19 protein-coding genes are annotated in these 12960 nt (G+C 62.9%); all 19 read left to right on the top strand.

All coding sequences use genetic code 11. The annotated features are described in order from the left end of the window. Positions 1 to 15: 15 nt before the first annotated feature. The 19 genes from B3098_RS25695 (at position 16) to B3098_RS25605 (ending at position 12959) form a co-directional block, all read left to right on the top strand. Positions 16 to 273 carry a hypothetical protein gene (locus tag B3098_RS25695; RefSeq protein WP_286899902.1) on the top strand — a complete coding sequence of 86 codons (258 nt, stop codon included), beginning with the start codon at positions 16 to 18 and terminating at the stop codon, positions 271 to 273. Next, the gene (locus tag B3098_RS25690; protein WP_286899900.1) at positions 257 to 565 is read left to right on the top strand and encodes a head-tail connector protein; all 309 of its coding nucleotides are present in this window, start codon (positions 257 to 259) and stop codon (positions 563 to 565) included. Before B3098_RS25695 ends, B3098_RS25690 begins: the two co-directional genes overlap by 17 nt. Beyond that, positions 566 to 898 carry a head-tail adaptor protein gene (locus B3098_RS25685; protein WP_280019533.1) on the top strand — a complete coding sequence of 111 codons (333 nt, stop codon included), beginning with the start codon at positions 566 to 568 and terminating at the stop codon, positions 896 to 898. Next, on the top strand, positions 891 to 1355 hold the full coding sequence (locus B3098_RS25680) for a hypothetical protein (RefSeq protein WP_286899899.1): 465 nt from the start codon (positions 891 to 893) through the stop codon (positions 1353 to 1355). Before B3098_RS25685 ends, B3098_RS25680 begins: the two co-directional genes overlap by 8 nt. Before the next feature lie 9 nt (positions 1356 to 1364). Next, positions 1365 to 1979: a phage tail terminator protein gene (locus B3098_RS25675; RefSeq protein WP_286899897.1), complete on the top strand. Its 615-nt coding sequence runs from the start codon at positions 1365 to 1367 to the stop codon at positions 1977 to 1979. Continuing rightward, complete coding sequence (locus B3098_RS25670) at positions 1966 to 2157, top strand: DUF2635 domain-containing protein (RefSeq protein ID WP_286899895.1); 192 nt, start codon at positions 1966 to 1968, stop codon at positions 2155 to 2157. The genes B3098_RS25675 and B3098_RS25670 overlap by 14 nt, the downstream gene beginning before the upstream one ends. Continuing rightward, on the top strand, positions 2154 to 3647 hold the full coding sequence (locus B3098_RS25665; protein ID WP_286899893.1) for a phage tail sheath C-terminal domain-containing protein: 1494 nt from the start codon (positions 2154 to 2156) through the stop codon (positions 3645 to 3647). The genes B3098_RS25670 and B3098_RS25665 overlap by 4 nt, the downstream gene beginning before the upstream one ends. 66 nt (positions 3648 to 3713) lie before the next feature. Further along, positions 3714 to 4061, top strand: a complete 348-nt coding sequence (locus B3098_RS25660) for a phage tail tube protein (RefSeq protein ID WP_286899892.1) — start codon at positions 3714 to 3716, stop codon at positions 4059 to 4061. Beyond that, complete coding sequence (locus B3098_RS25655) at positions 4058 to 4393, top strand: phage tail assembly protein (protein WP_286899891.1); 336 nt, start codon at positions 4058 to 4060, stop codon at positions 4391 to 4393. The genes B3098_RS25660 and B3098_RS25655 overlap by 4 nt, the downstream gene beginning before the upstream one ends. 101 nt (positions 4394 to 4494) lie before the next feature. Continuing rightward, positions 4495 to 6465 carry a phage tail tape measure protein gene (locus tag B3098_RS25650; RefSeq protein ID WP_286899888.1) on the top strand — a complete coding sequence of 657 codons (1971 nt, stop codon included), beginning with the start codon at positions 4495 to 4497 and terminating at the stop codon, positions 6463 to 6465. 1 nt (position 6466) lies between these two features. Next, positions 6467 to 7789: a DNA circularization protein gene (locus B3098_RS25645; RefSeq protein ID WP_286899886.1), complete on the top strand. Its 1323-nt coding sequence runs from the start codon at positions 6467 to 6469 to the stop codon at positions 7787 to 7789. After that, positions 7773 to 8897: a phage baseplate assembly protein gene (locus B3098_RS25640; protein ID WP_286899885.1), complete on the top strand. Its 1125-nt coding sequence runs from the start codon at positions 7773 to 7775 to the stop codon at positions 8895 to 8897. Before B3098_RS25645 ends, B3098_RS25640 begins: the two co-directional genes overlap by 17 nt. Then, positions 8894 to 9427, top strand: a complete 534-nt coding sequence (locus tag B3098_RS25635; RefSeq protein ID WP_286899883.1) for a phage baseplate assembly protein V — start codon at positions 8894 to 8896, stop codon at positions 9425 to 9427. Before B3098_RS25640 ends, B3098_RS25635 begins: the two co-directional genes overlap by 4 nt. A gap of 23 nt (positions 9428 to 9450) precedes the next feature. Further along, positions 9451 to 9837: a phage GP46 family protein gene (locus B3098_RS25630; protein WP_286899881.1), complete on the top strand. Its 387-nt coding sequence runs from the start codon at positions 9451 to 9453 to the stop codon at positions 9835 to 9837. Then, positions 9827 to 10870, top strand: coding sequence for a baseplate J/gp47 family protein (locus B3098_RS25625; protein ID WP_286899880.1), 1044 nt, complete (start codon positions 9827 to 9829; stop codon positions 10868 to 10870). Before B3098_RS25630 ends, B3098_RS25625 begins: the two co-directional genes overlap by 11 nt. After that, positions 10861 to 11457 (top strand): YmfQ family protein, encoded by a 597-nt coding sequence (locus B3098_RS25620; RefSeq protein WP_286899879.1) that lies wholly within the window; start codon positions 10861 to 10863, stop codon positions 11455 to 11457. The genes B3098_RS25625 and B3098_RS25620 overlap by 10 nt, the downstream gene beginning before the upstream one ends. A 122-nt stretch (positions 11458 to 11579) precedes the next feature. Then, positions 11580 to 12392, top strand: coding sequence for a hypothetical protein (locus B3098_RS25615; protein WP_286899876.1), 813 nt, complete (start codon positions 11580 to 11582; stop codon positions 12390 to 12392). Beyond that, positions 12389 to 12595: a hypothetical protein gene (locus B3098_RS25610; RefSeq protein WP_286899874.1), complete on the top strand. Its 207-nt coding sequence runs from the start codon at positions 12389 to 12391 to the stop codon at positions 12593 to 12595. The genes B3098_RS25615 and B3098_RS25610 overlap by 4 nt, the downstream gene beginning before the upstream one ends. Before the next feature lie 55 nt (positions 12596 to 12650). Next, the gene (locus B3098_RS25605) at positions 12651 to 12959 is read left to right on the top strand and encodes a hypothetical protein (protein ID WP_286899873.1); all 309 of its coding nucleotides are present in this window, start codon (positions 12651 to 12653) and stop codon (positions 12957 to 12959) included. The last annotated feature ends 1 nt before the right edge of the window (position 12960 follow it).

Raw genomic sequence — 12960 nt, 5'->3', positions numbered from 1 at the left:
GCCGCCGCAGCAACGATGAAAGCAATCGCACTCAGCACGTTCGAGAACGAAACCGAGGGCCTGGTACGTCGTGGGACGGTCTTGCAGGACCTTGACTCCCGCCGCTTCAAGGCCCTTCAACTTGCCGGCCTGGTTGATGAGGAGGGAGCCGGCCGCAAGAAGCTCGAGGCCGGTCAGGTGCTGCCGAAGCGCGCTCCGGGGCATGCCGACAAGAAGGCGCCGGAGCCGCAGAACAAGGGTCGCGGAGGAGCGCGCAATGGCGGGGGTACCTAACCTCGAGGAAGTGAAAGAACACCTTCGAATCGATGGCACTGAGTTGGATCGCATCCTCGGCCGCCTCTTAGCGGCGGCGATTGGAAGTGTGGCGCAGACGTTGGGGCGGCCGGTGCCGTGGACCGAGCGCAACGATCAGGGAGTTGACGTTCCGACGTGCCCCGACGCGGTCGCTGCTGCGATCCTCCTGCAGGTGGAAGCCCTTTACGGGCCGAAGGGTAGTTCTCCGGATGTGAACAGTCGCGCGGTACTGGCGCTGCTCACGCCTTATCGCATCAATATGGGGGTGTAGATGGACTATCCCGAGGCAGGCGAATTAGACAAGAGGGTGACTTTTCGCCGGCTGCAGCACATGCCCGCTGCGGGCGGTGGGTTGGCGGATGAATTCCCCGCTTCGTTTGATCGCTGGGCGAAGATCACGCCGGTCGGGACGGCAGCCTATCTGGCGGGGATGCAGATCGACGCCAAGGTGACGCATCGGATCGTGGTGCGCTTTCTCGAAGGGGTGGAGCGTGACTTTCAGATCGTGCACAGGAACGTCACCTATCGCGTCGAGCGCAGCGCACCCCTGAAGGGTGGTCGCGACTTTACCGTCTTCGAGGTGGAGATGTTGACCAATGGCTAAGACGTCTGGTGTTCGCGCCGGGTTGCATGTGGACGGTTGGGACAGCTTCAGGCGCCTGGACTTTGATCGCAAGGAGGTGCGCAAAGGATTCAGGCGCGTAGGGCGCCTTGTCCAAATTGCCGCGCGGAAGAGGATCCGGAAAGGTGCGGCTCTCCAAGACTATCCCGCCGGGCGCCGTGGAACGCTCGCGCGCAGCATCACCGTCAAGGTCAGTCGTCCGGGATTTTTTGTGCGCGTGGCACCGTTCAAGACGCCAGCTATGGGTGAGGATTTCTACCCTGCGTATCTCTTCTACGGGGTGACGGGCAAGCCCAGACGCAAGGACCGTCGGTCCCAGGCCAAGGATGGGAAGTGGCGCGTCAAGCCGCGCGGCAACTACATGACAGATGCTCTGGACGAGCAGACCGGCAACATCCGGTCAGTGCTCTCGTCGGCTCTGGCTCAAGCACTCAAGTAGGGGGGCGAAATGCAAATTTCTCCGGTGGTCGAGCACATAAGGAAGTACGTGCCGGCGTTTGAAGGTCGCGTAGCCGGAGGGCTGGACACTGATGTGGTGATGGGTTCGGCTCACATGAAGCCGCCGGCGGCATATGTCATCCAGACCGAGGACGACGCGGGTGATACGCAGTCGCAGACTTCTTATCTACAGGAGGTCCGGGACTCGATTGACGTTGTTGTGGTCCTTGCGTCCCAGGATGAGCAGGGCTTTCGCGACGCCGACCTATTGCACGAGATCCGGCGGCAGCTGCTGGTGGCGCTGGCGGGGTGGGAGCCTGACCCTGTATACGAAGGGCTGATCTACAACGGCGGCGACCTGGTGCGATTGGATCGTGCTCGCTGCGTTTACCGATTCTCCTTCTCTGCCGCCTTCACGCTCGGTCGTGCTGCCTACGACCAAGCGCCAGGTAAGCCGGCGGAAACGTGGGGGGAGTATCAACGAGATCGACTCGAGCCGTTTGCGGGCGTCACATTGCGTCTGGACGCAATTGATCCTATGGCCGATCCGAACCTCAAGAAGCCCGGCCCCGATGGCCGGATTGAACACGAAGCAAGAATGGAGCTGCCTCATGGCGAAACCTGAAATTCACGTGGTGCCCGCGCCGGGCCGGACCGTTCCGGATCCGGCGCGCGGTGATTACCTGCCCGCCGAAGGGCGCAAGGTGATGCGCGATCCGTACTGGATCCGCCGCATCGATGACAAGGATGTGACCGTTACGGAGCAAGGTGCGGTCAAGAAGGCAGGGAGCAGCAACAAATGATTTCCTTCAACTCCATTCCAAACGATCTGCGCGTACCGCTGTTCTATGCGGAGATGGATAACTCCCAGGCCAACAGCGGGACGACGCAGCTGCGGCGTCTCATCATGGCGCCGGTTAACGACAGCTCCACTGCGCCGACCGAGCTCGTCATCGCCAGCCAAGAAAGCGAGGTGCGCGCGTTGGCCGGTCTCGGTTCGCCGCTCGAGCAAGCGCTCGCCGCATGGCGGCGCTGCGATCCGATGGGCGAAGTCTGGATCCTGCCCGTTAAGCTGGAGGAAGGCACTGCCGCCGCCGGCCAGGTCGTCGTGACTGGCACGGCTACGGAATCCGGCGTGCTCAGCTTCTACGTCGGCGATGACCGCGTGCAGATCACGATCGCTAGCGGCATGAATGCTGCTGCGGTCGGTAGCGCGCTTGTTGCGGCGGTGAATGCGCGGGGCCTTAGCGTTCGCGCCACTACTGCTCCCGCAGAAACTGCGACGGTCGCGCTGACCGCCACCTTTAAGGGGCTGCTCGGAAACGACATTCGCCTCGGCATGAACCTTCGGGGCAGTGCTGGCGGCGAGCGAACGCCGGGCGGCCTGACGCTAGCTGTGACCCAGCCCACTGGCGGTGCGGGCGTTCCGGACGTGGAGGAGCTCCTCGCGAAGGTGGGCGATGCCGAGTTTGAGTTCGTGTTCCACACCTTCACGGACAGCGGATCGCTGGACGCGTTCAAGGTCTGGATGGATGACAGCGCCGGCCGTTGGTCGTGGGGGAAGATGCTGTACGGCCACGTCTACACGGCCCGACGCGGTACGGTGGGAGAGATGGTCACGGAGGGCCGCGCGCGAAATGACCAGCATCACACGATTCATGGATTCGAAGTGCAGACGTCTGCACCGGCGTGGAAAGTGGGTGCTGCCTATGCGGCCCGCCAGGCGGTGTTCATCTCCGCTGATCCCGCGCGTCCGACGCAGACCGGCGAGCTGACGGGGATTGCACCTCCCCCCGAGGGAAAGCGGTTCCTGTTGTTCGAGCGGCAGTCGCTGCTGTGGTCCGGGATCGCGACGTCGTACTGCACCGTCGACGGTGTGCGGATCGAGCGGGCGGTGACGACCTACCAGCGTAACGCGTACGGGCAGCCGGATGATTCTTACCTCGACAGCGAGACGATGCACCAGTCGGCGTACATCATCCGCTTCTTGAAGGGGCGCATCACGAGCAAGTATGGCCGTCACAAGCTCGCGAACGACGGTACGCGCTTCGGCGCGGGCCAAGCCATTGTGACGCCCAGCATCATCCGCAACGAGCTGATCGCAGCGTACAGCGCCCTCGAGCGGCAAGGCATCGTGGAGAACATGGAGGCGTTTCAAGAACACCTGATCGTCGAGCGCGATGCGCAGAACCCGAATCGCGTGAACGTCCTGTTCCCGCCGGACTACGTGAACCAGCTGCGCGTCGTGGCGCTGCTCAATCAGTTCCGGCAGCAGTACCCCGACGCCGCGTAAGCGCACACACGTGCAATCCAGGGCCCGCCAAGTGTGGGCCCCTTTTTTTTGGACAAGGAGTTAGTCATGGGCCAGAAGGTAGCCGGCACCGTCTATTTCAAAGTGGACGGCGAGCAGCTTGAAGTTACGGGCGCGGTGGAGGCGCCGACCACAGACAGCACCCGAGAGAGCCTGCGGCCGGGGTTCTTCTCGGAAACCGACCGCGTGCCGTACGTGAAGGTCGACGCATTGTTTACGCCGGGCTTTCCGATGAAGAAGCTGCAAGATGCGACCGATATGACGGTAACCGCCGAATTCAAGAACGGACGCACCTATGTGCTCTCGGAGGCCTACCAAGTCGGAGAGCCGGTAGTGAGCGGTGATGACGGCAAGATTCAACTGCAGTTCGACGGTGTTAAGGGGGTGTGGCAATGAGCGATGAATACGTCCTGGCCAGCCCCATCAAGGCCCACGGGGAGGACTTGAAGGTCCTCACCCTGCGTAGTCTGACGCCGGCGGATGCGCGGGCTGTGAAGGCGCTGCCCTACCACGTGGCGGCGGATGAGTCCGTCCGTATCGACACCGATGCGGCGGCGAAATACATCGTCCGTATGGCCGGAATTCCGCTCGGTTCGGTCGATCAACTCAACTTGGTGGACTTCAACGCGCTGGCCTGGAAGGTGGCCAGTTTTTTCTTGGGATCGGAGTCGCAACCTACGGCGAGCTCCGACGCCTCGTCTACGACGTCGCGTACTTCTGGCGAATAGACCCGGAAGTAACCATGTCGCGCCCGCTCGAGCTGCTGCTCGAGCAGGCGCAGGAGTGCGATCGCATCGCGCAGTCGCGTGATCAGCAGGAGGGGTAGCAAATGGCCGGAGAGAAGTTCCAGCTTAAGGCGTTGATTACGGGTGTTGACAAGCTCTCGCCTACGCTCGCCGGCGCCCGCAAGAACGTGGCCGGGTTTCGCAAGACGCTCGAGTCGAGCAGCCTCTCAAGGGGCTTTAGCTTGGGCGACGTTGTGCGAGGCGGAGCCTTCGCGGCACCATTCATTGCAGGCGCGAAGGCGGCGATCGAATTTGAATCAGCGATGGCCGACGTTCGCAAGGTCGTCGACTTTGACTCGCCGCAACAGTTTAAGGACATGGGGCAGGACGTCATCAAGATGTCCACGCGCCTTCCGATGGCGGCGAAGGACATTGCGGCGATCGTCGCGGCCGGTGGGCAGGCCGGCCTGGCCCGGGGCGAGCTGACGCGATTCGCCGAAGACGCCGTCAAGATGGGCGTTGCGTTCGACAGCACGGCGGAGGAGTCCGGCGACATGATGGCGAAGTGGCGCACGTCATTTCGCATGACGCAGGATGAGGTCGTCGCGCTGGCCGACAAAATCAACTACCTCAGCAACAACGGCCCGGCGTCCGCAAAGCAGATCTCGTCGATCGTCACGCGGATCGGCCCGCTGGGCGAAGTGGCGGGCTTGGCATCCGGTCAGATAGCAGCGATGGGCGCGACGTTGGCCGGTATGGGCGTACAGGAGGAGGTCGCGGCGACCGGCATGAAGAACTTCATGCTGACGCTGACCTCTGGCGCGTCCGCAACAAAGCAGCAGCAGCAGGTCTTCAAGGCACTGCGTATGGACTCCAAGAAGGTCGCGGTCGACATGCAGAAGGACGCGCAGGGAACGATCGTACGAATCCTGACCGCGATCAGCAAGGTCGACAAAACGAAGCAGGCATCTGTGCTGCAGACGCTCTTCGGGCGCGAGTCCATTGGCGCTATCGCGCCGATGCTCAACAACCTTGATCTGCTCAAGCGCAACCTAGCGAACGTCAGTGCCGAGACCGAGTACGCGGGCTCGATGAACAAGGAGTATGAGGCGCGCGCGGCAACGACCGCGAACAACATCCAGCTCCTGCAGAACCGTGCGGTGGCGCTAGGGAACGCAATCGGCTCGACGCTCCTCCCGCCGATTAACGGCTTCATTGGCGCTGCTGGGCCGATGATCGAACGGGTGACTGGCCTGATCCAGTTAAACCCTTGGCTCGTTAAGGGCGTCCTGGGCGCAGCACTTGCGTTCGGTGCGATCCGCGTGGCGATGGTCGGCGCCGCCTTCGCAATGAAGGCGCTCAATGCAGTCGTCTCAATGAGTCCGCTTGGCATGGTCGTCCGCGGAATGGCACTGGCGGCGGGCTTTTTGCTTGCCAACTGGTCAACCGTTGGACCGTGGTTTAGCGATCTGTGGGGGAGCATTGAAAGCTGGGGCAATGCTGCTTGGCAGGGCATTCAGGGCGTGTGGTCCACAGTGACGGGCTTTTTCGACGGGATCTGGACGTCGGTGGTCGCCGGAGCGTCGGTCGCCTGGGAAGGGCTGAAAGGCGCCTTCCTGAATGCGACTCCGCTTGGCCTGGTCATGAAGAACTGGGAGCCGCTCGTCGGTTGGTTCAAGAATCTGTGGGAGCGGGTGAAGACCTACATCGAGCCGATTACCGGGGGGCTCCAGTGGCTGAAAGACAAGGTGGGAGGGATCTTCGGCGGCGGGGATGAGAAGCCAGCCGCCGGCCTTCCCGATGGCGCCGGTGCGGCGGGTTCTGCGGCTGGCGGGCTGGTCGGTCGTGGGGTGGGGGAAAGCATGGCGGCGTATCAGGAGGCACGAGCGAGCGGTGGTGGTGCGGGCTTGGCGGCCTCCGCAAGCGCTCAGCAGCCTACGAAGCTGGACGGAGACTTGCGGATTCGCTTTGACGGCGCTCCGCAGGGTATGCGGGTGGAGAGCGCGAAGACCAATCAGTCGGGCCTGAGCGTCAGTCCATCCGTCGGTTATCGAACGCTTGGCGGGGTGGGTTGATATGGGCTGGAAAGAAGAAAAGCAGAAAGCGTCGTTCCGTGGTGTGCCGTTTCTTGTCGATGCGGATAGCGGCCGGCGCGGTCGTCGTACTGTGCTGCACGAGTATCCGAAGCGCGACGAGCCGATGGTCGAAGACATGGGGCTCGCGACTCGCAACCACAAAATGGCTGCATGGGTTGCGGGTCCTGACTGCTTTGCCCAGCGCGACGCATTGCTCAAGGTGCTCGAGGAGCCAGGTGCCGGCGAGCTAGTGCACCCGTGGTACGGGCGCGTGGTGGTGGTCTGCACGAGCGTTGACGTTTCTCACTCTGAGAGCGAGGGCGGCGTCGTGCGATTTGATCTGGAGTTCGTCAAGGGCGCCTCTTCTGCCTTTCCGGTTGGTACCGCGAACACGGCTGTGCGGACTGATCTTGCGGCTTCGAACGTGCAGACGTCTGCAATGTCTCGATTCGCAAACGCGACGCGGGCGCTGGACATGGCCAAGGCGCAGAGCAAGGCGGTACTTGGGGCTCTGTCAGAGGTGCGCGGGTTTATCGACCAAACCACTTCGCCGCTGCGGGCCGCGTTTCAATCTGTTCAACAGGTCTATACGGATATCGTCACCGCGCCGGACAAATTTGCTGCGATGCTCTTTTCGATAGTGACTGATGCGCAGCGGGAGTTTGGAGGCTTTGGCAACTTCGCCAAGGGGAGCGGGTTGATCTCGTTGGCGGGAATCTTTGGCAAGAGCAGCGCGGCTCGCAGTCTGGGCAGTGTCAATCGCTCCAATGAGCCGGTGACAGCGGCGCTGATCGGCGGGATTGTCGACCTTACTCGGGATGCCCTGATCGTGGATGCGGTCCGCGATGTGTCCGTCCTGCCTAGCGGCAGTCCGCCTCGACGCCCGTCCGCGATGGTTGCTGTCGGGTCGGCGAAGCAGGATCCCGTCCAGGCCGACGCGGGTAACGGTGGCGAGCTCGCAGAGGTCCTGCTCGGGGATCAGGTGCGCGATCTCCCGGTGGCCGATGACGTGCGCATCGTGCGGGACGAGTTGAAAGAGGCGATCTGGGACGTCGCACTTAACGCGCCGCCTGCGCATTACGAAGCGCTCGCCGGGGCAAGACAGGCTGCGAGCCGACATTTGGACGTTGTGGGTTTGAGGGGGCATCGGCTGACGAGCTACGCGCCGGCCGCTGTCATGCCGGGCCTTGTCCTCGCGTATCGCGAGTACGCGGACGCAACACGCGCGGGCGAGATCGTGACTCGCAACCGAGTACAGCATCCGGGCTTCTTGCCCGCGCGTGAGCTCAAGCTAATTGGAGGAAGCCGTGGGGGCACAGGTTGATCTAGAGAACGTGGTAACGCTCACGGTAGATGGTCAGGATTACCGAGGCTGGAAAGAGATTCAGATCGGCGCCGGCATTGAGCGCCTGGCGCGGGATTTCTCCCTGTCCATTACCTGGCGTTGGCCGGGAAGTACTGAGCGGCCGACCAGGATTCGGCAAGGCGCTCGGTGCGAAGTCCGGATTGGGCGCGATCTGGTTTTGACTGGCTATGTCTTTGCCACGCCGATTCGGTACTCCGCCACGGAGGTAACCGTGTCGGTGACAGGGCGGTCCCTCACGGCGGACCTGATTGACTGCACGGTTGACGAGAAGCCTGGTCAATGGCGGGGGCAATCCGTTGCAGAAGTTGTGCGGGCTTTGGCTGGTTCCTACGGTGTTGCCGTCGTCGATGAGATTGGTGACGGCGCGGTGGTCGCCGATCACAGTGTGGAGCCGACCGAGACTGTGTTCGAGTCGATCGACCGGCTGCTCAGTCTGTCGGAGCTCTTTGCGACCGACGACGGGCGCGGTCGCTTGGTCATGGCACGGCCAGGCAGCGAGGGACGAGCGACCGACGCCCTCGTCCTGGGAGAGAACATTAAGGAGGGGGACGCAGGGCTGGATTTTGCGAGCTTGTACTCCGAGTACCGGTGCGTGGGGCAGCGGTCGGGCTCCGATGAGGAGTTTGCGGAAGCTGCCTCTGAAGTCTCTGCGCGCGTGACCGACGGGCGTGTCCAGCGTCGTCGCACGCTCAAGGTCAATCCAAGCGGGCAGCTTACGCCGGCGTTGGCGCAGCGCCGCGTTGAATGGGAGCGGGACTACCGGCTCAGCCGCGCGCTCAAGGTCTCGTACGTGGTCCAGGGGTGGCGGCAGCGCGACGGGTCGCTGTGGCGACCAAACCTCATCGCGAGAGTGCGGGACGATCTGATTGGGTTTGACCGCGACATGCTGATTTCCGAGGTGTCTTACGTCCTCGGGGATGGCGGCATGGTGAGCCGGATGACGTTGGCGCCGCCCGAAGGGTTCATCCCGGAGCCCTCGCACAAGAAGGGAAGGAAACGCAAGAAGGGGAAGGGCGGTGACGCCTTTGAGTACTTATTGGCTGAAGATTGGGAGGATGGACCATGAGCGGTTTGGGCGGCGCGCTGCGCAATGTTGTTGTCCGTGGTGTGGTTGCCGTGGTGGAGGCCGGGCGAAAGCTGCAGGCGATTCAAGTGCGGCTCACTGCGGGAGAGGTGAAGGGCAATGTCGAGCACTTTGAGCCGTACGGCTGGTCGTCGCACCCGCATCCTGGCGCCGAAGCGGTGATCGCCTTTATCGGCGGCGACCGATCCCACGGCGTGGCCCTCTGCATTGCGGATCGCAGATACAGACTCGTTGGGCTTGAGGCTGGCGAGGTGGCCATCTATTCGGATGAAGGCGATTCAGTGGTACTCAAGCGCGGGCGCGTCGTGGAGGTCACTACCGAGACGTTCCGCCTGAACGCCCAGCGCTGTGAGCTGAACGCTGCCGAAGGCATTTTTCTGAACTCGGACCTTGTTTCAGCAAGCAAAGATATCAGGGCGGAGGGGGACGTTGTTGCAGGCGGGACGAGCGTGCGCGGCCACCGGCACAAAGAGGTGCAGCCAGGCTCAGGTACCAGCGGAGGGCCGGTGTGATGGACCTTCGATACGTATCAGGAGTGAGCACGCCGCTCGGTCGGGCGGTAGTTATCAGCCTTTTCACCTGGCGGCGCGCACTGGATAGCGACCCGGTCGACGACTCGGATCTGCAGGGGTGGTGGGGTGATTCGTTTCCGACGACAACTGACGACCGCATCGGATCGCGTCTGTGGCTGCTTCGGCGCCGCACTTTGACCGAGCAGACGCGGCTCGACGCGATCGCGTACGCGCGCGAGTCGCTGCAGTGGATGATTGATGACGCAATCTTGATTGGTGTCGATATCGAGGCCGAGAGGCAGGGGCGAGAGCGCCTGGCGATGCGCGTCGTCGGCTTGCACGCGGACGGCTCAACCGAGCTGCTCGCTGACTTCAACGATATATGGCAGGTGATAACAAATGCCTTTTGATATTCCATCGTTACCCGTGTTGGTGACGCGTGCCGAAAGCGATCTGACTGCCCTGGCCGATTCGGCATTGCGCCGGTCGGATCAGCAAGTCCTGTCGCGCTGCCACGCTGGGGCAACGTACGGTCTTTACGGATTTCTCGGTTGGCTGTCTCGCCAGATCCTACCGGACACTTGCGAGGAGGACGTCCTCGCGAGATGGGCTGCGATGAAAGCCGTGCCCAGAACTCCCGCAACGAGTGCATCCGGCGGCGTAATGATGCGGGGCGCGGTCAGTTCGATTCTTGATGCCGGCGCCTTACTCCAGTCACAGGACGGCCGGCAGTACGTCACGACTCAAACGGTCATCTTCGCGTCCGACCGTGAGACGGTGCCCGTTCGCGCGGCGGTACCCGGCACCGCAGGTAATGCGCCTGCCGGGACCGCTCTTTCCTTGGTGTCTCCGAATGTCGGCGTACAAGACCAAGGGGAGGTGGCGGCCGGAGGGCTGGCGGCCGGGACCGACGAGGAGCGGCTCGAAGCATGGCGCGCTCGAGTGATCGCGGACTTTAGGCGCGTACCGCATGGCGGGGACGAGGAGGACTACGAGAATTGGGCGATGGAGGTACCCGGTGTGACGCGCGCGTGGGCGCGTGGAAACTACCTTGGGTTGGGCACCGTCGCGGTGTTCTTCGTTCGGGACAATGATCTCAATCCCATACCGGGCGCGGAGGCAATCGCCGCCGTCCTGGCACATCTTGAATCGAAGCGGCCTGTCACGGCAGAGGCTTATGTGCTCGCTCCGAAGCCGCTGCCGGTCGAGTACCGGATCGCGCTGACGCCCGACAGTTCGACGCTTCGCGCAAGGGTTGAGGCATCGCTTCGCGACTTGCATCTGAGGGAGGGGGACCTTGGGCAACGGCTCCTCTGGACTCACATCGGTGAGGCGATCAGCGGGACGCCCGGCGAGGAGGACCATCGCCTGGTGGCGCCATTGGCCGACGTGGTGCCGGGCGCAGACCAATTGCCGACGTTTGGGGGTGTGGAATGGCTTTGAGGTCTGGGCAGGATTATCTCGCGCAGCTCTTGGCACTCCTTCCGCCTGGCCCTGCTTGGGACGTCGAGGCAGTACCGGAGCTGGCCAAGGTGCTAGAAGCGCTCGCCCAGGAGTTCGCCCGCGTGGACGCGCGCGCCGACAGTCTGCTCGGCGAGATGGTGCCTTCTGGGGTGCGCGAATTGTTGCTGGACTGGGAGCGAGTGCTCGGTTTGCCTGATCCTTGCCTCGGAGCTGACGGTGGATTCGCCGAGCGCAGGGTGGAGGTCGTGAGGCGCTTTGGGGAGGTTGGCCGGCAGGATTCGCTTTACTTCGTGGAGATCGCACGCAAGCTCGGCTACCCCGACGCCCGGGTCGAGGAATACAGGGCGCCGCGCTTCGGACGGTCGATATTCGGCCAGGCCCGGTTCGGCACCCGTCGGCAGCAGTTTCTGTGGACGTTTCACCTAGGTGCTCGTCGAGCTGGTGGGGCTCGGTTTGGCGTTACGCAGTGGGGCGAGCGCTTCGGGGCGAACCCGAACAACATCGTTGAGTGCATTGTGCGGCGCTACCGGCCCGCGCACACGCATGTCATTTTTGAATACCAGTGAGGTAACAGATGGACTATCCGAAGAGTGTCCCTGGGGTGGGATTGGTTGCGGGTCGGTTTGTGAACGAGGATCCGATCGCCGGCCGCGCTGGATCGTTGATTCCCGCTGAGTGGGGTTGCGCCGTGACGGACGAACTATTAGCGGTCATCCGGGCGGCTGAGCTCGAGGAGAGTGAGGCGGACAACGCCCAGTTGATACAGGCGATCAACATCCTGATCGAGCGTGCCGTTACCGTGCCCGGGCGTCTCCTCCGTACGTCGGTGTACCGAATCCTCTCCGGCACGCAGCAGGTCAGCGTTGACGGCGGCGCGTTCAGCGCCGCAGGCGCGACGACGTTTTCGTCGTTACCCGGCGCCACGAAAGTTCGAGTGCAAGTTGTTAGCGGTGGCGGAGGTGGCGGCGGGACGGAAGGAAACGGAGCTGGTGCGCGCAGTACCGGCGGTGGCGGTGGTGGCGGTGGTCATGCTGCTTCGCTGTTGGCCGCGCCGCTGTCTTCCATTCCTGTGACAGTGGGTGCTGGCGGCGCTGGCGGTTCGGCAACGGGCGTCGGCGTCGGCGGGACTGGGGGCACAAGTTCGTTCGGCGGGTTGTTGTCCGCGACCGGAGGCGCGGGCGGGGCAAAGGGTCTAACCAGCACCGGGTTCCCGTTGTTGATCTTTGGCGGAACCGGTGGATTCGGGTCGCTTGGAAACCTTATGACTGGCCGGGGCGGGAACGGCGGCGATGGCTACACCCTTTCGGCCTCGGTTGGGGTCAGCGGCGAGGGAGGGTTCTCGCTTTTCGGCCAAGGTGGCGGGAAAACCGGGATCACGAACGGCGACCCGGCGTCCACTGTGGGCGGAGGAGGTGGAGGCGCAGCGGCGGCACCTAGCACGGGTGGGTTTAACGGAGGTGCTGGTGCTGGTGGGGTGATTGTTGTCGAGGAGTACACATGATGCGATCTTTTGCACGTATTGAGAATGGCGCGGTGGTGGAGGTTATCAACCCGCTTCTGTATGACGATGGAAGCGAGATTCCTATCGAGCTGCGGTTCCCATCGCATGTCTTAGAGGCGCTCGTTGATATCACGGAGAAAAGTCCTATGCCGGCAGAGTTCTGGACGTACGATGGAGTGGACTTTTCACCTCCTAGACCTTGAGTGCCAAATCCACAGCCCGCGAAAGCGGGCTTTTTTTATCGTCTAGGGGATGCGATTGAATATCCAAGACTTCGACGCCTTTGCGGCAAAATTCGCCGGCTTGCTCGGCGCCGCAGTGTCCATGCGGTATCTGCAAGGTTCTTGGCCTGCGCGTCTCAGCATGGCCTTAAGCGGCTCGGCCGTGGCGTACTACTCCGCGCCGTATCTTTCGTTGATGCTGGGAATTCCGGAGGGCCTAGCTGGCTTTCTGACTGGAATGTTCGGCATGGCCATCGTGTCGCGTGCCTGGGAGGCCGTCCAGGCGGCGCCTGTCGGCGCCTTGTGGCAGGCCGTGATCGACCGCGTACGCGGTAAAGGGGCGTGAC

This window comes from Achromobacter sp. UBA2119, assembly GCF_002331005.1.
GTDB lineage: Bacteria > Pseudomonadota > Gammaproteobacteria > Burkholderiales > Burkholderiaceae_B > Achromobacter > Achromobacter animicus.
Note: the sequence above shows the minus strand (reverse complement) of the source record. Positions and strands in the feature narration are given on the sequence as shown.

Bases quoted from the DNA above. Each gene is read 5' to 3' on its own strand.
- B3098_RS25695 (WP_286899902.1), top strand. From the start codon at position 16: ATGAAAGCAATCGCACTCAGCACGTTCGAGAACGAAACCGAGGGCCTG.
- B3098_RS25690 (WP_286899900.1), top strand. From the start codon at position 257: ATGGCGGGGGTACCTAACCTCGAGGAAGTGAAAGAACACCTTCGAATC.
- B3098_RS25685 (WP_280019533.1), top strand. From the start codon at position 566: ATGGACTATCCCGAGGCAGGCGAATTAGACAAGAGGGTGACTTTTCGC.
- B3098_RS25680 (WP_286899899.1), top strand. From the start codon at position 891: ATGGCTAAGACGTCTGGTGTTCGCGCCGGGTTGCATGTGGACGGTTGG.
- B3098_RS25675 (WP_286899897.1), top strand. From the start codon at position 1,365: ATGCAAATTTCTCCGGTGGTCGAGCACATAAGGAAGTACGTGCCGGCG.
- B3098_RS25670 (WP_286899895.1), top strand. From the start codon at position 1,966: ATGGCGAAACCTGAAATTCACGTGGTGCCCGCGCCGGGCCGGACCGTT.
- B3098_RS25665 (WP_286899893.1), top strand. From the start codon at position 2,154: ATGATTTCCTTCAACTCCATTCCAAACGATCTGCGCGTACCGCTGTTC.
- B3098_RS25660 (WP_286899892.1), top strand. From the start codon at position 3,714: ATGGGCCAGAAGGTAGCCGGCACCGTCTATTTCAAAGTGGACGGCGAG.
- B3098_RS25655 (WP_286899891.1), top strand. From the start codon at position 4,058: ATGAGCGATGAATACGTCCTGGCCAGCCCCATCAAGGCCCACGGGGAG.
- B3098_RS25650 (WP_286899888.1), top strand. From the start codon at position 4,495: ATGGCCGGAGAGAAGTTCCAGCTTAAGGCGTTGATTACGGGTGTTGAC.
- B3098_RS25645 (WP_286899886.1), top strand. From the start codon at position 6,467: ATGGGCTGGAAAGAAGAAAAGCAGAAAGCGTCGTTCCGTGGTGTGCCG.
- B3098_RS25635 (WP_286899883.1), top strand. From the start codon at position 8,894: ATGAGCGGTTTGGGCGGCGCGCTGCGCAATGTTGTTGTCCGTGGTGTG.
- B3098_RS25625 (WP_286899880.1), top strand. From the start codon at position 9,827: ATGCCTTTTGATATTCCATCGTTACCCGTGTTGGTGACGCGTGCCGAA.
- B3098_RS25620 (WP_286899879.1), top strand. From the start codon at position 10,861: ATGGCTTTGAGGTCTGGGCAGGATTATCTCGCGCAGCTCTTGGCACTC.
- B3098_RS25610 (WP_286899874.1), top strand. From the start codon at position 12,389: ATGATGCGATCTTTTGCACGTATTGAGAATGGCGCGGTGGTGGAGGTT.